The 20,977-nt window shown below is 41.1% G+C and carries 14 protein-coding genes; 6 read left to right on the top strand and 8 right to left on the bottom strand.

Going from position 1 to position 20,977, the window contains the following annotated elements:
- Positions 1–144 precede the first annotated feature (144 nt).
- A complete protein-coding gene (locus tag HMPREF9453_RS09810; RefSeq protein WP_008860409.1) occupies positions 145–3,243 on the bottom strand; it encodes a 3'-5' exonuclease in 3,099 nt (1,032 codons plus the stop codon).
- Between HMPREF9453_RS09810 and HMPREF9453_RS09805 the strand changes: the two genes are divergently transcribed.
- Both HMPREF9453_RS09805 and HMPREF9453_RS09800 read left to right on the top strand, forming a co-directional pair.
- On the top strand, positions 3,238–4,635 hold the full coding sequence (locus HMPREF9453_RS09805; RefSeq protein WP_083827294.1) for a helix-turn-helix domain-containing protein: 1,398 nt from the start codon (positions 3,238–3,240) through the stop codon (positions 4,633–4,635). The two genes, HMPREF9453_RS09810 and HMPREF9453_RS09805, sit on opposite strands and share 6 nt — an antisense overlap.
- Before the next feature lie 116 nt (positions 4,636–4,751).
- The gene (locus tag HMPREF9453_RS09800) at positions 4,752–5,135 is read left to right on the top strand and encodes a hypothetical protein (protein ID WP_008860407.1); all 384 of its coding nucleotides are present in this window, start codon (positions 4,752–4,754) and stop codon (positions 5,133–5,135) included.
- A 342-nt stretch (positions 5,136–5,477) separates the two neighbouring features.
- Here the strand turns inward: HMPREF9453_RS09800 and HMPREF9453_RS09795 are convergent, their stop codons facing one another.
- The 5 genes from HMPREF9453_RS09795 to HMPREF9453_RS09780 all read right to left on the bottom strand — a co-directional run bounded on the left by HMPREF9453_RS09795 (position 5,478) and on the right by HMPREF9453_RS09780 (position 8,695).
- Entirely contained in the window at positions 5,478–7,337 is a 1,860-nt protein-coding gene (locus HMPREF9453_RS09795; protein ID WP_008860406.1) for an AAA family ATPase, read from the bottom strand.
- Positions 7,338–7,434: 97 nt separating this feature from the next.
- Complete coding sequence (locus HMPREF9453_RS09790; protein WP_008860405.1) at positions 7,435–7,839, bottom strand: hypothetical protein; 405 nt, start codon at positions 7,837–7,839, stop codon at positions 7,435–7,437.
- Positions 7,840–7,910: 71 nt separating this feature from the next.
- Positions 7,911–8,048: a hypothetical protein gene (locus HMPREF9453_RS11995; protein ID WP_008860404.1), complete on the bottom strand. Its 138-nt coding sequence runs from the start codon at positions 8,046–8,048 to the stop codon at positions 7,911–7,913.
- Between the two features lie 203 nt (positions 8,049–8,251).
- Positions 8,252–8,443: a hypothetical protein gene (locus tag HMPREF9453_RS09785; RefSeq protein ID WP_008860402.1), complete on the bottom strand. Its 192-nt coding sequence runs from the start codon at positions 8,441–8,443 to the stop codon at positions 8,252–8,254.
- A gap of 12 nt (positions 8,444–8,455) precedes the next feature.
- A complete protein-coding gene (locus HMPREF9453_RS09780) occupies positions 8,456–8,695 on the bottom strand; it encodes a hypothetical protein (RefSeq protein WP_008860401.1) in 240 nt (79 codons plus the stop codon).
- Positions 8,696–9,353: 658 nt separating this feature from the next.
- Here HMPREF9453_RS09780 and HMPREF9453_RS09775 point away from each other — a divergent pair.
- Positions 9,354–9,971: a hypothetical protein gene (locus tag HMPREF9453_RS09775; protein WP_008860400.1), complete on the top strand. Its 618-nt coding sequence runs from the start codon at positions 9,354–9,356 to the stop codon at positions 9,969–9,971.
- Positions 9,972–9,983: 12 nt separating this feature from the next.
- Positions 9,984–10,151 carry a hypothetical protein gene (locus HMPREF9453_RS12200; protein ID WP_008860399.1) on the top strand — a complete coding sequence of 56 codons (168 nt, stop codon included), beginning with the start codon at positions 9,984–9,986 and terminating at the stop codon, positions 10,149–10,151.
- A 322-nt stretch (positions 10,152–10,473) separates the two neighbouring features.
- Here the strand turns inward: HMPREF9453_RS12200 and HMPREF9453_RS11135 are convergent, their stop codons facing one another.
- Both HMPREF9453_RS11135 and HMPREF9453_RS09765 read right to left on the bottom strand, forming a co-directional pair.
- Positions 10,474–14,508: a DEAD/DEAH box helicase gene (locus HMPREF9453_RS11135; RefSeq protein ID WP_008860398.1), complete on the bottom strand. Its 4,035-nt coding sequence runs from the start codon at positions 14,506–14,508 to the stop codon at positions 10,474–10,476.
- Between the two features lie 97 nt (positions 14,509–14,605).
- Positions 14,606–17,674 (bottom strand): ATP-dependent helicase, encoded by a 3,069-nt coding sequence (locus HMPREF9453_RS09765; protein ID WP_008860397.1) that lies wholly within the window; start codon positions 17,672–17,674, stop codon positions 14,606–14,608.
- A 610-nt stretch (positions 17,675–18,284) separates the two neighbouring features.
- On the opposite strand from HMPREF9453_RS09765, the gene HMPREF9453_RS09760 reads away from it, so the two are divergent.
- Both HMPREF9453_RS09760 and HMPREF9453_RS09755 read left to right on the top strand, forming a co-directional pair.
- The gene (locus tag HMPREF9453_RS09760) at positions 18,285–20,432 is read left to right on the top strand and encodes a TonB-dependent receptor (protein WP_040380528.1); all 2,148 of its coding nucleotides are present in this window, start codon (positions 18,285–18,287) and stop codon (positions 20,430–20,432) included.
- Positions 20,422–20,871, top strand: a complete 450-nt coding sequence (locus tag HMPREF9453_RS09755) for a hypothetical protein (protein WP_008860395.1) — start codon at positions 20,422–20,424, stop codon at positions 20,869–20,871. The genes HMPREF9453_RS09760 and HMPREF9453_RS09755 overlap by 11 nt, the downstream gene beginning before the upstream one ends.
- The last annotated feature ends 106 nt before the right edge of the window (positions 20,872–20,977 follow it).

Below are 20,977 nucleotides of genomic sequence, written 5' to 3'. Positions count from 1 at the left end.
CCATATTATACCTGAATAATTCATTTGTCCTTTCGGAATATATAGAAAATTGCTAAAAATCCGATGTAAAATGAAGCAATCCATTTGCATATAAAAAGCAGGGACATGCATTGGTTACCACTGCATATCCCTGCTTCCAGATCATTAATACAGATCAGACTCATCCAGTTCCGGTAAAAAGGATTCATCCGGAATTTCGTCAGGCAGATCATCCCGACCCTGCTCATCCGATATTTGCTGGATTTCTTCCTGTATATTCTGGGGCTCTGTACCATCGCCCTCCAAATTTCCCTCTGGTTGGCCCATGACAAAGCCTTCCTGATTAAAGGCCTCTGAACGGTTTCTGGCAATTCCACGTATCACCAGACCGCACCAGAAGCGGACGTCAGCCTCTTCCGGAAGCATTTCCATTTCTCCTTCCGAATTGTCTTTTTCCGTTTTTTCTCCACCATTCCGTGAAGACGCTGGTGATGCCTCCTTTTTAGTGAAATAGGTGACTATATCCATTACAAGCAGACGGTCAAACACTTGGGGAAGCTCAAATTCCTGCTTTTTCCCTTTTCTGTAGGACTGCTCCTTCAAAAGCATCCTCCCTAATTTTTCCGTAATATTTCCTATTATTGAGGGCACATTCCCGGAAGTTTCCTCATCTTTTTCTACCAGGCCTAAAGTATACAATACCTTCTCCTGCTTTTCACGCTCGTTTTTATTTCCACCCTCTTCTGATTTATAAAGGAAGAGCTCCCTGCCTATGGGTATCTGATGAACGATAAACTGTTGAACATCCTGTCGATCAAATGAATTAGGATCTACATCATTATTGGAATCGAAAGGGAATCCGAGAAATATGGATTTTCCATCAGCCCTTCCATATCTGGAATAAAACAAAGTTCTTCCTTCACGACGCGGATAGGCATAGTGCCCCAAATCATCTTTCTCATACATCAGCTGTCGTCCAAAATAGGAGGAAAAGGATAATCCTCGAATTCCCTTGTTTCTATTAGCAGCAGTGGTGTAAAAATGCACATCTCTTCCCGCCCGTGTAAGTGCCACGTAAGATACGCGGCAAGCTTCACCAATATCCTCCTTATTACCATAAACTGCGGGATGAAAAATATGATGCGGCAAAAAAACTTCATCATACTCCAATCCCTTTGCCTGATGAATAGTGCTCAAAGTCAAGGAATGGTATGGCAGGAAAGTCTCATCATATTCCAGTCCCTTTGCCTGGGGGATGGTGTCTAAGCTTCCTTCACCCTCGCTCGGCATCCTTCCGGGCATATCACCGGGAAATAAATATCCCCGCTTGTCATATTGACGACTGGCATATTTACAAATTTGCCGAAGAAAATCCTGTACCTGATATGAATCTGTATCTTCCTCTTGAGTTCCCATTTCTTCCCCAAATTCCGGAAAGAGGAGAGACTCCTCTTCTTCAGAAATTGGCCAAGAAGGCTCTTCTCCTGCATCCAAATTCTCCGCTTCAGAAATTGGAAAATCATCAACTCCCTCAATCATTTGTTCAGGAAACTCTTCTCCTGCATTCCTGTCATTTTGCTCATAAAATGCTTCTGTATCCATCTGGCAGCTTTCCACTGCCTCCCAATACCCCTCCGCTTTACCGGTCATGTTCAGTTTCTTCCGTATATCCGAGGGAAAAATCTTGTTAAAATGATTTATGAACCTGTTACGGCTAATAGTCTTGTCCGGATAACTGAAGAAAAACAGACCAATCCAGCCAGCCATTTCCAGCAGCCCACCCTTGTGGTCCCCATGAGAAGCCATCCTTAAAAGAAACCATGGCCTCTCCTGACCCGTTTTCCATAACTGATGGAAATGCCACATCACCAGCAAGGCTGTGTTATTTCCCCATGTCAGCACTGCATTCTTTCCTTGAGGGACACAGAGTTGCCGATCATACAATGCAAAAGGAGCCAGTCTCTTTTTGACATCTTTTTCATTACCCATACGTTCCAACAGATGAAGCGCCCATGGTCCGTCATGCCATGAAAGCGGTCTTCGGAGTTCCGCCAGCCAGGGTTCCATCCATCTCAAATCGCTTCCGTTCTTGAGGCGATGATTTTTTTCATCCAATATATACCTTCGAACAGTCTCATTCAGTGCCAGTTTTCTGAACAACGAGGTGGAGTCAATGGACTCCTGCCCTTGCTTGGACTCCTGCCCTTGCTCTTTCTCATTGGAAAAATCATAAATAGCCTGGCATGGATCTGTCATAAAAATAAATTGGCAGTTCTGCATCACTGACATCAATTGAAGAAGAAAACGCGCCCGTATCCCTCTGATATCCTGAAGTTCATCTACAATCACATACCGGAAACGAGGAAAGTTTTTCCACCATATTCCCAATGCATCCTCGTCGCCAAAGCCGGAATATCCATACTTATTATAGGCATCATTCACTCTATCAAGGAAAAGTTTGATTTGTTCCTCATACGATGAAGACAGTTGGCGCGGGGCATGTGTATCATTTCCCATTTGCTCCGACGTACTGTTTTTCTCCTGTCCTGACCCCCCAGCCTTTTGATTCGCAGCCCGATATTCAGCGTCTTTTCTAAAAGCTTCCGATCCCGCCGCCATATCATCATCCTGTTCCTCCGAATCCTCCAGCCGGTCGATTTCTTCCATAGCTATCTTAAACGCATAATTCTGCCTGCCACAGAATGAGTCAATAGTCATGACTTGATATATCCTGCCTTTATTACTGCCATTTTCATTGTCTGTCAGCTTTTTATTAATCACCGCTGCCACGGCTGCTTTAGAAAAGCAAATAACCAATATCTTTGTATCACCATTTTTTGCCTCTCCCTCTTTAACGAGTAAATCATGATGAGCAGCCAGTTTCCGGACCAGCTCTACTAGTGTTGTAGTCTTTCCCCTGCCCGGCGCAGCTGTAATAAGAAAATGGTCTGACTGTTCACCAATTACACACTGGCTAAAGTTACTATTTTTAATCTTTTTTAATTTATTCCTGTACTTTTTATTCGTATAAATTCGCCGCAGTTCCCATGTGTCATCATCCACCATCTCAGTGAATTCTGAAAAATCCAGGTTCATAGCCCGGCAGACCTTCATAACTGCTGAAAGGTCTACATCGCCATAGTTCCATGGGTATTTTAATTTCTGCAAGGTACTTTTGGAAATTCCTGCCTTTTGGCATAATGTCTCTCCCTGCATGCCTCTTTCCTTCATGATTTGGAATAACAAACTGTATGATATATGCATAAAAGCCTCCGCATCAATCACTACAATCACTACCCATCGTTCATGCTAAATATTATAATAGAACAAAAAGAAGGGAAACACAAAGTCTGCCCAGAAAGAAGCACCGCCATGAAACCCAGTTTCCAAAAACTTTTCAACCTGATGAAAACGAAAGGCATCACTGCTCAAAAGCTCAGCAGCGATGCACAGATTCCGCCATCTCTGTTGACCAAATTAAAGAAAATATCCTTTCAGGAATATCCGGACGGCTCCGTACGTATGGACAGCCTTGCCAGAATCTGTGCTGCCCTTCATACCAATCTTACGGATATCATGGAAATAATTAAAGACAACCAGACTGCTTCCACGCTGGAAGGAAAGGAAAAACTGTCTCTTCCTTCTGATTTTCATTCACTGCAGGAAGAACACCCGGATCCGGAAATCTCTGAGATGGACAGTCCCTACTGGCCAAAAGCGAAAAAATTAGATTTATCCCACCTTCCATTTATCAAGATATACCCTTACGGCTTCCTAAAACTCTGCCAACTCTCCAAAAGTGGTGCATTCATATTCCGTGTAGTCTGCCATAAACTTTCCGGCAGCAAAGGCATTAACCAATTTTGGGTTTCACTTTCCGAAGCTGATGAAGATTGGATTTTAAAAGATTCCTCCCTGGGAAATTCACTAAAAAAAAGCTCTTCAATAAAATCCTTTAAATATATCCTGTTCCGTGGGAGGAAGGAACTGATAGAAAAGGATCTGCTTTACCCTGCTATTCCTAAAACTGCCGCCAATATTAAGGGAAACGATGTGTGTGTAAATAAATACTTCATCAACTTCTTCCGATTTTTTTGTGGTGACAGGTTATCTGACTTGAATGATACTATGCCCCGTGTCATTCGTAGAAATTTTAAGAAGCCAGACTTCGACCGGTTTTTTCCCCAATTTACCCGATTCAGAAAGCAGATTAAGCATAAAAAACAACTTTTCCATAAGGATAGGATGGACCATTCCTTATTCATAAAAATCATGGCTCCCTCACAGGAAAACAAAGAAAATGGCATTGATACCATTTTTACTCTGCCTCAAGCAGGGCTAGCCGTGATGTATCTTATTTTCAACCAGATTGCGGTCACTCCTGGGAAGACCTCCATCTACCTGCCCTCCGTTAGTTCACCTCAATGGAGATATACCCTATCATCTCTAGCAAAAGTATGTCCTCAGAAGACCTATGGCCGCCAAAAGGAATATACCCCCGATGATTATGAAAGATATCTAAGAAATAAGTATCAAAGAGGCATACGCGCCTGCCTTAGTGCTAATATAATCCGACGCAGCAATCGCTCCGACCTTTATTTTGTAAATCCACGCTGCCTGTTTTACGGCAAATTTCCAAAACTCTATAAACACTAATTAGACTCTGCGGCTCTGATTTTTCTCTTCTCCTTATGAGGATAAAAGAATGATCAAAAAGAATATGATAGAATTAGAGTTTGTCAAGCAATGTCAAGATTAAGGAGGAGTATCAAATGACCACAAAAAAAGTCGTATACGATATTGTTCTGGTCATGCCAATTCAAGATGACATCTCATCACCCGGTGCATTTATGCTAAAAGAAAGCTACGACAATCTGAAAGAGGCACTTGCAAAATTCAAGGAACTCGCAAAGGAGCCAGGGAGAGGCGAAAAAGGATTCATCCTTGAAAAAGCAACTCTGGCGCATGAAACAATCGAAAGAATTGCGATTATAGATTACGAATATAAAGGATACAAAACGCTAAATGAATTTTTCGACAAAAGGACGAAAATAATAAAAGATTATATAGATGATAAAATAACTTATGATGAATTTAGAGATGAGCAGCTTAAAAACATGCCAACATTGAAAATTAATAAGAAATACCTGAAATAAAACTAGGCTGTGAAAAAAATGTCAACCATTTCTTCACAGCCTATTATATTTTATTGTGGTCGTATTCAGTTTCAGAGATAGAGTACAAATACTGGGTCCGTTGTTGCCAGAAGTTATGACGAAGACATTAGCCAACAGCCTTTATAAGCAAAATAAGATATAATTATTTATCTCTAAAATATTAAATATTACATTTGACCACACAAAAAGGACCTTGTGCCCGTTAGAGCCAAAGTCCTTTTTCTAATCTGCATGTGGCTATATTAATCTGCATGTGGCTATATATTTATAAGTAAAATTCAAGTCCTTGGGACTTCCAATAACAGATGGATCCGCTTTATCTTAAAACGGTATCTCATCTCTCATATGCCATTCCGGGTATTCTTTGCTTTTTTCATCCAGCTTCTTGATTTTCGGATTGCCTTTGCCACGGATACACTGAGGTGTCAGGATAACTTCCTTTTCACCTTCTCCTTCCACCAGCGGAAAAATGCGATACATAATCTGATCCAACACAGATGCGAGCCCTCTGGCGCCAACGTTTTCTTTTATTGCCATCTTCGCCAATAGCTTATAAGAAGCTTCCGGTATGATTAAGTTTACTCCAAAATCAGCCAGAAGTTTTGCGGTCTGAGACAAATCACTGCGATCAGAATATTTCAAGATGCGGATCATGTCCTTTTCCTTCAGCTGATCGAGCACCACCATGGCTCCCATCCGGCCTGCCAGTTCCGGAGTGAGGTCGTAATATTTGGTTAAGCCATCCAGGGTAATAGCGGACGGTCCGACTTTCTTCAATTTTTCAATCCGGCCTATATAATCCACCTTGGTCTGCGCCTTCTTAGCAGTCAGATTTGCTTCCGTATCATCATATCCCCAAGCCTGGCTTTCCAGTTCTTTCATTTTCAAGTTGATTTTCTCTATTTTCAATTGCAGCTCATCCATACCCTCCTGATTTTTCTTTTTCTTTTCTGCGATTTTCTTCTCCAAGAGACCCAATTTCTGATTTGTCTGGTCAATTTCCTCTAACTTACTATCTGCTGCCATGCGTGCCTGTCTCTCCAGTGTCGCGAAGTCACCCTCATGGATTACCTCTTCACTTGTTTTGGCAGCTGAGTCCACAAAGCCGATACGATGGACTCTGTAATCATCATTGCAGTCAGCCCAGGCAGCCTGACAGCGGGAAATAAGTGCCCTGCAATGTTCCATATCCCCCTGCAGGCCGGCCAGCTTGAATTTCAGTGATTCTTCCATGCGCATGTCCTTAAGAAGTGTTTCCTTCTGTTCAATCTGAAGCTTTGCCAACTGAACAGAAAGACTGTTTACTTCCTGTTCCAGTGAAGCCTCTTGCTTTTTGATTGCAATAACGCCTGCCTCTTTATTGGCCCTGACTTTTTCAATTTCTCCATCTAATCTGTTTACTGCATCAGCCATCTGCTGGCGTAGCTCTCTTTCGGCCGATACCTTCATAATTTTCAGATAGTTGGCAAACGAACCAACTGCGATGAAGATTGTGTTGCTCGTATCTACTTCAATGGAATCTTGATCATCAGCATTTATGTTTGACAAACCCAAACCATCTAATGTAAACGTGGCACCTTCTAAAATTTTCAAGAGACATCCCTGAGAAAAACGGGAATAATTCCTGCCACCCTCATCGGGAATAATCGCTTTATCAAATTCATCGAGAACAATGACGCACCCCTTGTTGTACATTTGAACTGCCTCTTCCATGTTACCATTTGTCTTATTGGAAGCAATGTATCTTATGGCATCAGAAATCATGGTATACCATTCATTTCCTTTATAACCTGTAGCTACCTTTGTAGAAGCATCTACCATAACACAGGGAATGCCAAATTCTTCACACACTCTTGTCACTGTTGCAGTCTTCCCACAGCCTGAAGGCCCAGTAATCAACATATTTTTCGTATGCTGGGGGATGAAATCGTAATCATTCCGATGAACGCGGTTGTAATTGATTTTTTTGATTTCCATATTCATAAAAGAGCAGATGCGAATAACAGCTTTATCCTGCCCAATAATGGTTTCCTTCACTTTTTTAATAAGCTCAGCAGTGGGGATTTCCTCAAAAATATCAGTGTCAGGAATGCAGTCTGCATCCTCATCAAGCCTAAGGGAATCCAGCGTCTTGTCATAATCATCAGTAACAGTTTCAAAAGTATTAGTAAAAGTATTCATCATAACCTCCTGGAGAAATAAAGGCGCCCGGATCAGTCCCAAGGACTTCACCGGGCAATAAAAGATTACTTGTAAGAATAATTTAGATGAGAAATCATTAGATTAAAGAATACTGTTTAGCCGTAGTAAGCACTTTGTAATTGGAAGGTGCGTAAATAAACTTGCCTTGTTTTTCTGCTCTGTGAAGCCACGCGGCATATTTATAGAGGGAATTCAGTCTCGCATCATCATTTTTTGCCCAGATATCGTAACTGCAATAAACATCGTGAAGTGTATTAATCATCTTAGATTTGGTAATGCCTGAATATGATCTCACATTATCAAGCATCTCCTGAAAAGCATCCGGAGCGAGGATCTTCATATAACCGTTTCCCTCCGGCTTCTGCACCTTACGAATTACACGGTCTCTGAAGAAATTCAGGCAAGATTTTTCACGTACTGTTTCAGGCATTGCGCAATTACGGACTACACCCTGTTCAAATGTGTGCGGATAGATTTTCATGATGTTGTTCCTCCTTTGGAACTTATAAAATATAGAATATGGAAAAAGACTGTAGATATAAGACTAATATATTAAAAACCAAGAAAAGTCAGAAACGCATGCCAGGGTGTAGACAGAAGATATCCCAAAGCGAAAAGCACGAAAAAGGGACAAAGAAGTTCGCCAAGGAAGAAACCAGCAACGAGAGCAAAGGGTAAAAGAATAAACATGATGAAGTCTCCTTTCTAAATCAGAAAATTAAATAGCAGCAATAATTGACTGCAAAATCAAATACAACATATATACAAAACCTACTGCTACAAATACGGGAGTCAGAAGCGTTCCCAGGAACCAGCAGGCCGCAAGCAAAAGAATTACTGTAATAATGAGCATGATGAACTCCTTCCCGCCCAAATGGCTATTTAACTATTAACTATTCAATACATTTCATCGTATTACTCTGTAAATTTGAGTTTGAAGATTTTTTTACTTCCTCCAATTGACGCTTTAATTGAACATAACGTTTACATAATTTGAATTTATCATTCAATTCTGAATCAGAAGCATTCAGTTCTTCTTCCAGCTTGAATAGTTCATAAGCAATGTCTAATTCATCTTTTCTCATGCTAATCACCTCTCATTGATCTATGTTGTTAAAGGACACAATTTTTCCTCTTTCAGTAGTGATGAAAGCGTCATCACCGCTGGCAGAGAATACACCGTCTACCGGGGAAGTAACTGTGAGACTGGAAGCAACATCGAAATTCATTACTTCGTAATGAGTCCCAGGTGCCGGCGAAAAATCGGCATTGGCTGTACCCCCTGCCAGAACTGTGAGAACGACCAAAATTCTTGTGAATACATTGAAATTTTTCATGATGTTTCCTCCCTGCCCCTTTTGGGAACTTTTAATAATTAAAAAAGACATTTTATAAAGGCGGAGCTTTTGCTCCGCCCTCAACCGTGGAAAGTTTTTCTTACCCAGCGGGAATACAGTGGACAGGCAGGAAAGTCTCCGGCGGCAGAGCCGCTCTTCAGGAGGGCGGCGCTTTTAGTGCCGTCCTCCTGAATTGTATGGTTTTTTGTCGCCCGAAGGGCGGTTGTATGGTTTTAAATAATTAAGAGTAACAAAGTAGAAATAAAAACATTTGTAGAATATGCTTATAATTTCATCTCATTAAGTATTTTTTATCTTTTTATTTTTTTATCGCAATTTTATTTACAATATCTGATATCCTGATTTTGATATCCTATAGAATAAAAATATCCAGGAATTTGATTATTCCTGGATATTTTTATTGGATTCTCGTTTATATCTAACGGCACATAAACAAACACGAGATTTTTAATTGCGACAGTTTCACACTTTTCGTATCCTCCCCAATTCTCTTTCCCTGATCTTTTCTATCCTTTACACACCTTACCCTATTGAATTTGACTGATTGACAACTCACTGGTTTCTAACTATAATAAAGAGATTTGACAGTGCACGGTCGAATGGCAGGCTTGGGAGACTTCACAAGGAGGTATCTTTTATGTATCGGTACGTACCAAAGAAAACTGTAAGTTCTTACCGTAGTAAATGTTCGCCGTTTCTTATCCAACTAAGTAATGAGCTGAAAGAGGAACTAGGCCCTTCACAGGTAGTTCTCGTAGGCAGCGGCGGAAGTGGACTAGTCCTTAGGGATGGAAATGGTCCATTTGACTTGGACTATAACCTTTGCTTCCACCATCTTCCTGATGAATGGCGCACTCATCCTGAGAAGCTGAAAGCACATATTCGTCAGGTTTTGGATTCCCTTTTTCCTGATGACTACTCCTACGGTAAAGAATCAACCTCTGTCCTCACTTACTTGGTCCATAAGGATGGTGCCGTCATTTTCCATTTAGACCTGGGCATCCTGATGAAAAATTCCCAAGGTTGGTCTCGCCTTATCCATGATAAAGTGGAAAATACCTATAGATGGAATCTTGTTGGGAATACAAATAAACTTTCCTCCAAAATTGACCGTATCCACAAGGCAAAGAAGTGGAACAATCTGCGGTCCCTTTATCTGAGGAAAAAGAACCAAGATCTTCACGAAGGAAAAAGCAGCTCCTCTTTTGAGACCTATGCAGAGGCTATTAACGACCTCTACAATCGTTTAACCTAAAGGAGAATTCAAATGTCTAAAGTATTTGGTAATACACATACTCAGTCCCAGATGAACCATCATTCCAATCAGTGTAATCCAAACAGCAATGCCTATCGTTCTTCCATGAATAATCATGCCAACCAGTGCAATCCCAATCACTCCACTTCCAAAGGCGAACACCATAGTGGAAAGCATTGATTTTATGATTTTGTAGTCTTTAAGGCATAAAATACCTCATGATGCTGGCAGGACATACACCACTGCTGCATAAACACAAAAAGCCACGGAAAAGGACTTTCCCTTTCCCGTGGCTTTTCCACTCCTATAATTCTGATCAGCAGATCCAATTATGCCATGTATAATTCAATGGTTGCTTACACGACCGGATATTAATACATCTGATCTGTCATAATAAATTTTAAACTCCGCTATTCCCAGTTAGATACCAGGTGAAATTTCAATATCTATTTCTCCTCGAGCTCATGCATCAGTATAACTTCCTTGATCTTTTTCCAAAAAGTTATCGTCTTTCAGGTTTTCCATGATTATCAGGAGCCATAAAATGACAGCGTTCCTTCTCATCACTAAAAGCACTGCAGCCCCAGAAGGGACTGCCAGTCCCTTTTTGACGGATTATAAGATATCCTTTGTGACACCGGGGACACCGATAATGAAATGAATCATCCAGTTTAGATGCACTCTTCTCATTGATATTTTTCCCACATAATGGGCAATGCCAGTACGGCCCATATTTTCCTGCTGCATGATATTCCATCCAGCCATGGTGACAGTTCGGACATACATATCCTTTTTCCAATTTCATTTCCTGTTTCTTTACTAGCAAGACAACCGGAGTATTAGTATGGCCTGTTTTTACAGGGTGAGGCTCCGTCACTTTTCCAATCTGTTTTCCCACCATCCTGCTTCCTGCAGCAGATTTACATGCCGTGGCCGACGGGAGTTTGTATGGCTTTTCCGCTTTAGCTGTCTCACTCACTTCGTTGATAGAGATTTTTTCCGGTGAATTCTGCACTTCCTTCACCTGCGTGTCGGCAGCCTTTCTATCTACAGAACCATTCTTGTAAGCAGACGGCAGCCCCTTTAGCTGATGAAAAGCTGCCTCCACCATATCATCCGTTTTGCATATCCAGCTAAACTGTTCCATATTTTTCATGATATCCTGCATAACTCGAATATTGGGATTGATACGCCATTTATCATAATCCCCCACTACATATAATCTGCTTTTAGCACGCGTAACCGCCACATTCACGATATTGGCATTAACGAAATTGATGGTGCCATCTCCAGAATCTGCATCGCACCCAAGAAGGAAAATAACTTCGTGAGCCCCTTGTCCCTGAAATGTGTGGACCGTACCTATATGGTTATTCATCCATTTATAGAGTTTCTTACTATCTACGCCCAACTCGTCCTTTTTCCTGGCAATATACCGTTTCATAGATTCTGCTACTGTCTTAAATGGAGAAATAATAAAAATATCCGGCTCCTTGCCTCCGCCTAATCCATTATATTTTTTGAAAGACTGCTTCACTATTTCTAATACATAAGAACCCTGCCGGGGTACAAAATGATTTCCCCCGCCCTGTTCCTTTCCTTTAATGTTAAACCACAAAGAATGATGCCAGCAGAAAAGCCGTTTTGTTTCTTTCTTGGGCTCCATGCTCTTCTTTTTCATGATTCCGCCATAAGATAACGCATTGGAAATATCATACATAGGAGAAATACAACGCCTGTGTACCACAAGCGGACTTCCCACCCAGACGCCCCGGTCTTCATCCTCCGATTCCGCATCCTTTAGATAAGTTCCGAAAGTGTTAATTGTATCTGCAAAAGATTGCACGGACAGGCCCTTTACTGTGTAGGGTGCATAGAAATCAGATTTTCTGTACACATGCTCCAGAAGAGCCAACTCATCAGTCACCACCGGCTCTACCTGCTTAGGATCGCCAACAATCATGGCACTTCGAGAACGATACATAGCACCGATTGCCAGTTGAGGTGAAGCCTGGCCTGATTCATCCACAATAAGCATGCCAATGCTCTCCTGCCCCACTCCCTCCAGGAAGCGCTTAACCGAAGCAAACGTACTTGAAATCACAGGTACGACAAGAAACAATGTCTGGAGTGCTGGTCCCATGGCCTGTTCATAATCCTCATGATACTCATTATCCGGATCGGTGAAGTTAATCTTCTTCTCCATTCCTGAAATCTTACCATTCTTAAGCATTTGAAAGTTCTGTAAATTATACTTCACCTTCTTGGATGAAAGGACAAATTCCTTTTGCAGCATCATAGCCAGCAAAAAAAGCTTCTTTCTTTCAAGATCATAGTCATAGGTAAAACCCGGATCACATACATGAGCAGCAGTAGCACATTCTTCATCATCACTAAAAAGCTTGGAGAGGAAATCTTGATCAAGAGGGATATATTTTTCAAAGTCAGCCTTCCTCTCCTGATCTCGTTGACACTGCTCCATGATATCTTTTTCTGTTTCATCAGAAAGCCGTCCCGATAGGATCTGCATGTTTTTCATATTTTTCTGAATTTCATTGCATATCTGGTCCCATTGTAATGTTTCACGCTCTGTTAAAGGCCCTGCGCTTTTTTTCTTTTCTAATTTGTGATAGTGATAATAGATATATTTCTGCCTTTCCTGTAATCGCCACAGATAATAAGAATCCATATGATGACTATGCCAAGTACTTAATTTCTTCTGCATTTCACAGACCTTATCATACTGGTTTCGGAAAAGAGTCCGAAGATTACCATATAATTTCTTATGGATTTCCAAAGACTTCTTAGAATACTCCTGGTAAATAAGACCTTCAAGCACATACTTGAAAAAAGCAGAAATATTCTGTGACTTTCCCATAGGAGCAGCAATAAGCCCCCATGCCTTGTCATTTGCCAATAATTTTCTTGTCTTAGAAGTGAAGTAAAAATCCTTGGTGTCCAATCCCTCCTTTTCTTCGTCAGAAATTCCATCCAGCCAGTCTCCCTCCTTTACCATCGTATCCAGAAAGGACTCTATGCTTTTGGAAACATCACTGTCTACCGGGATATCCGTAGTAATATTCTCTACGGCCTTATTATTGCAAGAGCATACCAGCATCCCATAGTTATTGACAACATCATCTTTAAACATAAAATACCCCGGTACATAAGGGGAATAACGATGTCCCTTGCAGGGCTTTCTTGTTTTAGGGTCCACTGCATCCCCATATTTGTATTCCTGAAGCATCAATGCATCATCAGGATTTTCATAATTGGATAACAAATCAGCTCGTTCCACGATATTGTTTACAATGATTTCCTTCAATAATGTAGTTTTACCTGTCCCTGGTGGACCATTTACGGAAAAAATCGGCCCATTCGCATTGAAATAGGATGATTTTCTCGTACCCATGATGGCAGGGTTTACCATAGCACAAGCCATATTCACCGCTACCTGCTGCATTAGTGCCGGCGGAAACGGCGAAGGCCACCTTCCCTTGGGTGCCCTCATAGGACTTAAACTTCTAAAAAGAAAATGACGCAATTGTTCTCGATCATGACCGGACATATCTTGTCGTGGAATAATATTCACCCTTCTGTTGAAGCTTTCATCCGTCTTGCGAAGACCATTGATGTAATCAACAATAACTTTGCCCATCCCGTTGGTAAAATGCTCCGGGTGCTGCTTCATCTCCTGAAGAACAATGTAAAGATCATCCACTACAAAGCTCCCCTGCAGACGAATAGGTTCAGCAGTTTTTTCATTCTTTTTATTATTGCCAGCCTTAATCGTCAGATTTGGACATTGTACAAGCACAAAAGGCACTGTCCGTGAGAAGTCAAAAACGCTGAGCTCCTTTTCGTTAAATAATTCAGTAACATAATCTTTGACAAATTGATGGTACCAATCCATCAGGTAATCACCAAGGACAGATAAGTATTTAATCTTATCCTCCATCACCGTACCGGCATATTTTTTCCCATACTTATCATTCGCAAATTTCCACTGATCCAGATCACTATAAATCTTATGAATTTTTTTATCCCACTTCTCCATTTCCATTTGGTAATCATCCAAATCAAAAGGCTTATCAGAAAGTGTCTTATCCTTCTGTACCTGCTTCAATGCCCAAAACAGCGGAGATATTTTAAATGACCCTTCTTTATATACGCCTGATGCACTAGTCTGCAATGCAAATAAAGCCATATCTGCATCAGCAGCGTTTTCAATGCGGGGATCCTGCTGACCAAGGAGCTGAATGATCTTCTTGATTATGGCATCCCTGCTGAATCTTCCCACAAAAATGGAAAGTTCTCCCGTACTTTCGACAGCTCCATCATCATATCTCTCTTTGAGCGCCTGCGCCATCCAGCCTATTTTCCCCGGAGCCTGTTCGTCTGGCCGAATCAGTACAACATTGTTTATTTTTTTGCTTATTTCTGCATCGGGAAGAGGCTCCTGATTAAGGAATTCCATCGTATACCAATAAGTCAATGCCCTTATAGCATTTTCTATATCTGAATGCCCATTACTCATTTAAAACTCTCCTGTCGCAACAAATAACACCATCGCAACAAATAACACCATATTATCAAAAAGTACATCCAATTGGGGAGAATAGTTTTCCCCTATTCTATCTTGTCTCATGTTTACATAGCTCTTCGTCAGGACCCATCCCATTTCTCCCACAGAAGTATCTGAACTCGCAGTACTTACAGAATTCCGGAATTTTACCATGAGCGGAAAGGGGCGCCCGATGTTCAAAATCATTTCTCATAATTTGATGAACGGTATGATCGAAGCTTTCCATCGTCTTTTCAACTTCCGTGGAACTTAAAGACCTTGCAGGAAAGCTAAGCCATGGCGTTGAATCATTTTCACCCATAAAATAAAGGCGCATATTTTTGACTGTGTAGGACGTTTTCTGTTCAATCAGATAGGCATAAACCTGAAGCTGTTTTTCATATCTTCTGAGCATTGGACTTTCTTCCTTAAGTTTTCGCCCTGTCTTAAAATCCACAAGATCAATAAATGCCCGGCCATCGACAGACTTTCCATCTCCTGCACTAATCAAGTCGATTTTGCCCTTAATGATGTAATCATTTCGCACCATCTCGATAGCATACTCCGCCTGCTTAATGGCACCCCATCCAATGGACTTTTCCACTTCATGCACATAGCGCATGATCTGAATCCGAGCTTGATTAAGTATAGATTCACTAAAATGAATGCCTTCCCTCTTAGCCAGAGTAGAATAATTAGCCTGCATCCAGGATTGAATTTTTCCTTCATTAATTGAAGCATAATCTTTTCGCATGGCTGCCCTGTGAATATCCTCTATGGTCTCATGAACCATCTGACCAAAAATCATACCCCCACTGGACAGCGACGAAAAGTGCATCTCCCGATTAAACTTGTACCTCATGGGGCAGGAATCATAGAGCGACACATCTGTTGTAAAGGAATACGTATCCTTTAGGATGGATTTTTTCACCTTTTCAAAATGGAACTCATTGATATCAAAAGAAGTGTCCTCAACAGATGGCACAGTCTCAAGCAGAGAAGCAAATATAGGACTGGGGCTTTCTCTTTTAATTTCCCCCCTGCGCCAGCATGATAAAATCAGCAGATCCTGGGCTCTAGAAAAGGCTGTATAGTATTTTCTCCAAAAGTCAAAATATTTGATACTTTCATAGGGCTCCCATTTGTTCCTGCCTGTATACTCCTTTACGTAATAGTTCGCAATATCAACCTGATCCAAGGGAAAATCCCACAAGGATAACACAATAACAATCGGAAATTCCAATCCCTTAGACTGATGAATAGTAAGAAAAGGCACGTATCCCTCTGGTACCGTCTCCACCTCATCCTCATACTCATTGTCTTTCATTTCTAGATGAGAGCGAAGGAAGCGGGCAAACATCTGACTCAGGTTCCATTCTAATTTCCCCGCATCCAGACTTCTGATACCATGAATAAATTCACCGGATTCTATGATTTTCACCAGTTGTGACAGATTACGGCTCTGTCTAAGCAAATGGCTGTCCGGATCAGCCATATTGACTGCAAGCATCTCATTAAATGGCCAAAAAGCAAACATTTCATACACTAAGCCGGAGAAGGTAAGGTGCAACTTCCCCTTGGCTGCACCGATTTTCTTACGTACATCATGCACCCAATAATCCAGATTTTTGCCTCTTTTTTGGGAATCATTAAAGATACAATTCTTCAGATTTAAAATGCATTCGGTATAATACTTCTTCATGTCCAAATAAAAATTTGCACGCTCATACTGCTGGAAAACCAGCTTCAGTTGAGGAAACATAATCAGCAGGCAGCCAATCACCCATTGAACCTCCACCTTATTAAAAAGTTCTCCTGCCCTGGGTGCATACACCTTGAGCCCCTGACTTGCCATATACTGCTGAAGATCTACACATTCACGCCTCTTAATAGACGAAGACAAAATTGCGACCTGATTATAATCAGATATTTTCCCGCTCTCCTTCAGGTCCAGAATAAATTCTGTGACGTTCCTTTCCCAGCTATCTTTGTCGTTCTTTATAATAGAGACCACCGCAGGACTTTTCGTCTTCACTCCCCTTCCCGGTACGATCTTCTTAGGATACCGAAAATTTTTGTTCTCCATTGACCAGGCAAAAGCTTTTATGCCATTAGCTTGAGGATAATCATTCATCCAATAATTATAAAAATCTACAATTTGGTCATTAGACCGGTAATTGGTTACCAGCTTTATCTGCTTGCAGGGACGAGGTAAAAAGAGCTCAGGAAATGTGAGGATATTTTCAATCGTTGCTCCCCGAAAGCGATACATAGCCTGGTCATCATCCCCCACCACGCACACATTCTGCCTTGCCCCTGCCAATAGTGAAATAAGCCGCTCCTGGATGTAATTCGTATCCTGATACTCATCCACCATAATATATTGGATTTTTTCCTGAATTTTGGAAAGAATAGAACGATTCCCCTGCAGCAGACGGTACGTTTCCGTTAAAATGCTTGAAAAGTCAATCATATTTCTGGTTTTAAGCACAGAATTATATTGCCTCATAATTTCGGATAAAATGATAGCTGGATCAGTATTCCTGCTAGCAGGAATATGCTCACCCTTCCGCCCCGCTCCGGAAGCCGTTTTACCTTCTGCCCATTCCTCCAGCTTATCCGAATCCACCAGCTCCTCGTTCAGCTCATTGACATAGCCGCAAATCTTCTGACATGTACAAATGGGTTTCCTCCAAATGTTTAAATATTTAGGAAACAGCTTAGGAAAACCTTCTATTTCCCGAAACTTATCCCAAAGCCGGCAATATACCATGTAGCTTTGTATAAACTCATCATCCAGCAGATAATTCTTTTCCAAATCAGAATCCTCTGCATATTCCTTTAAAATCCGGAGGCATATGGAATGAAATGTGCCTATATACATTTCATCCAGATTGATGTTAATATTGTCTTTTGTCAGCTGATTGGTCAACCGTGTAATAAGTTCCTTCGCCGCTTTATTGGTGAACGTACACACCATAATATTTTCCGGCCTAACATGCTTATCCCTAATCAAATGCATGGTACGCTCTATGAGGGTATATGTTTTACCTGTCCCTGGACCAGCAATAATTAGTACCGGTCCCTCCGTAGCATTAATAGCCTCAAGCTGCTCTTTGTTTGGTCCCTGCTGGCTCATAAACTTATACCTCCGATAAACATATTCCAGACATAATGAATCGGTTTAATATACATTATTTAAATACTTATTATAATGATTGGTCCCAATGGATACGAATACAAGATTTGCATAAAGCTCTGCCTTTGCTATATAAAAAACGAATTTTACACTAAAATCAGTGAATTTTCTAGATTAAAAGACCTATGCTTTCTATATAAAATTCTACAAGAAACCATGTGAATCAAGATAGCCGTAACCTCTTTTTCTAGAAATTAAATTCATGGTATAAAAAATAATTACCTTTTTCTCCTATTGTATACTAAATTCAACAAAAGACGGTTCCCAATAAGAGTCCTGATCTTCGTTGTACCTGCAGAAAGACAATCTTCCTTTTCATTCTGAGACTTTAACATCACCAGACTCACAAAATAAAAGCAGCTATGTTCTCTATACAAGCTATAAGAGCGGCCACAGCAGAATCAATCCTTAATCATATTCACATTTTTATTATTTATTTGCCAATAATAAATGAATAATATGGCAATATATAGTATAATTAAGTTCATATAAAATAATAATGAGAACCTGCGCATTCAGAATACCTTAAGTGAAGAAAGGGGCAATATGTATGCAAAGGAAATTATTATCAACGTTTGTTTTGGGCTCATTGATGCTGGCCGGGTTAGGGCAAGTGGAAGCCGCTGATAGTGGGCATGTTTATCAGTTAAGCCCTATTGTGGTCACAGCCACCAGAATCAGAGAAAATGCTGCGGAGGTACCCGCCAGCGTCAGCGTTATCACTGCAGACCAGATTAAGCAGAAGAACGTGCGAACAATCACCGAAGCTATCAATTATCTTCCCGGTATATACAGTGATCGCCCACAGGGAATGTCAGATAATGCCGGTGGAATAAGTATTCGTGGATTTGGAGAGAGCAATATACTGGTCCTGTACGATGGCATGCCATTGAACAATGGATTCAGTGGTGGTGTTAACTGGTCAACTATTTCAATCGATGATGTTGCAAAAATCGAGTTAGTCCGCGGTGCCGGCTCTTCTCTCTATGGTGGTAGGGCTGTTGGCGGCGTAATTAATATTGTCAGCAAAAATCCGGACAAAAACAGTGGTAAAATTTACACGGAGTACGGATCCCACGACACATGGCGCAGAGGCGTGAATATCACACGAAAACTGACAGATAAATGGTCTTTCTCTGCCGGATACGAAAACAGACGAACTGATGGATACAGGAAGAAACTTTCCTATACAAAGAAAGGCGCAACTAAGACTCCTACCGGTACAGTAGGTACTGGATATGAAGAATCCAAGAACCATGCCGGAGATACCATTTACATCCTAGGCAATCCAGGAACCACCGCCAGCAAAGATAATACTTATAATTTTAAGCTGAGATACAATTTCAGCGATACAAAATCCATGATGTACCAGTACACTCATGACTATTTTAAGTATTACAGCAAAGATCCTGTTTCCTACATCCATGATGCCGATGGGAATGAACTTTTTAATGGCAGTGTCCTTCTTCCTGACGGCAAATATTATAACTTCAGTGAAGCTGATTTTACCGACTATTATGGGAAGAAGAAAACAGACATCCACTCCTTCACCTATAAGGATGACGCCAACCAGATTCTTTTCAGCGCCGGACTCGTTAATTCCAAAGATGATGGTTATTCTACAGGCAGTGACCTGGCTGGGGAAGGCCCAGGAAGCCGTAATCATTATCCAAATAAATCCTACAAAGCTGACTTCCAGAAAACCTGGGACATCGGTAAAAATACCCTTGTCAGTGGTTTTGATATTCAGCGGGACTCCATGACCTACAACCAGAGCAAACTGGCTCACTGGCACAACTGGGGTTCTATCACAAAAGACGTTGTAACACAGGGCGGTAAGAATTTAATTTCTTCTGTATTTGTACAAGATAAGTATAAATTCAATGATAACTGGAATGCCTATGCAGGACTTCGCCTGGATCATTATAAAAAATATGGTGGATTCTTCAGAGGCACTAAGGACGGTCAGTATTTAGATATTACAAGGGATACAAAGACATATAATGAACTCAGCCCCAAATTCTCTTTGGAATACCTGCCTAACAGCTCCACCACCTATTACATTTCCTACGGTCATTCTTTTAATGCACCTACACTATATAAGCTGTACCGTTTTGATGGAAGATATATCGGAAATCCATCATTAAAGCCGGAGAAGACAGATACCATCGAAGCAGGAATCAAGAAGTCTTTCAAAAAGACGCAGATCAACTTCGATGTCTACCATGCTAAAACGAAGGACCTCATCACCACTGAGCGTGCTGGAAAATACAGCACCTTTATCAATAAAGAAAAAGCAAAGAGAACAGGGTTTGAAATGGAAGTCCGCCAGAAGTTTAATGACTCTTTGTCCGCTTATGCCAACTATGCCTATGAAAGAGCCACCGATGACGAAGGTGAGCGGATTTACAGCATCCCAAGGCACATCTTCCATGCCGGACTGAACTATCAGAAGCCTTTATGGGATGCTTATGTCGAAGCACAGTATGTCAGTGACAGAAATGAGAAAGGTGACATTCCCCATCATCTCTACTCCTACGATGCCATCTATACCATAAATCTGGGTGCTAACTATAAATTTGCCAAGGGCGCAACCATAGGCCTTGCTATTGATAATCTTCTGGATAAAGACTATTGGTCCTGGTACTACTATGGAGCAGGAAGGACGTATACGGTGAAACTCTCTTATGAATTCTAAGCTGCAACTCATTGCATTATTTCTTGCCTTTACTGCCCTCTCTCCCTGTCTTTCAGAAGCACGCATGCCAGAGCCGCTGATCGTTCCATTGGAACTGAAAGGGACAGAGCCTCATAACCCCAAAGTAATCGGCTACTATCTGCAGGAACTGGTTAATCAGAATCTTATGACCACTGAAGAAGCAGAACGGACGAAAACATATATGATTTTCCGTCACGCACGAAGGATGCAGGACTTAAAAGAAGTATCCAACATGTCTCGTGAACAACGAAGAGCCTATATGAGACACAAACGGGAACTCCGAGGTAATCCATTGGTAGAATACGCAGACTATTGTGGATTCACTTACGAACGGGCAGAAGAGTTAATGAACCTCATGCATGATTCAGATAAAGGCACTAAGTACTATAGCCAAATGAAAAAGAAAGCCGCACAATAAATTACTATTATCTGGCTTTTCTGAAAACATAAAATCGGAGCCTTATGGAACTACAAATCAGTTCATAGGGCTCCGATTTTTCGCTGTTTTTCTAAGCAAAGGGACA

The sequence above is a fragment of the Dialister succinatiphilus YIT 11850 genome (assembly GCF_000242435.1).
In the GTDB taxonomy this organism is placed as follows: Bacteria; Bacillota; Negativicutes; order Veillonellales; family Dialisteraceae; genus Dialister; species Dialister succinatiphilus.
This window is presented reverse-complemented; position numbering and strand designations above follow the sequence as displayed.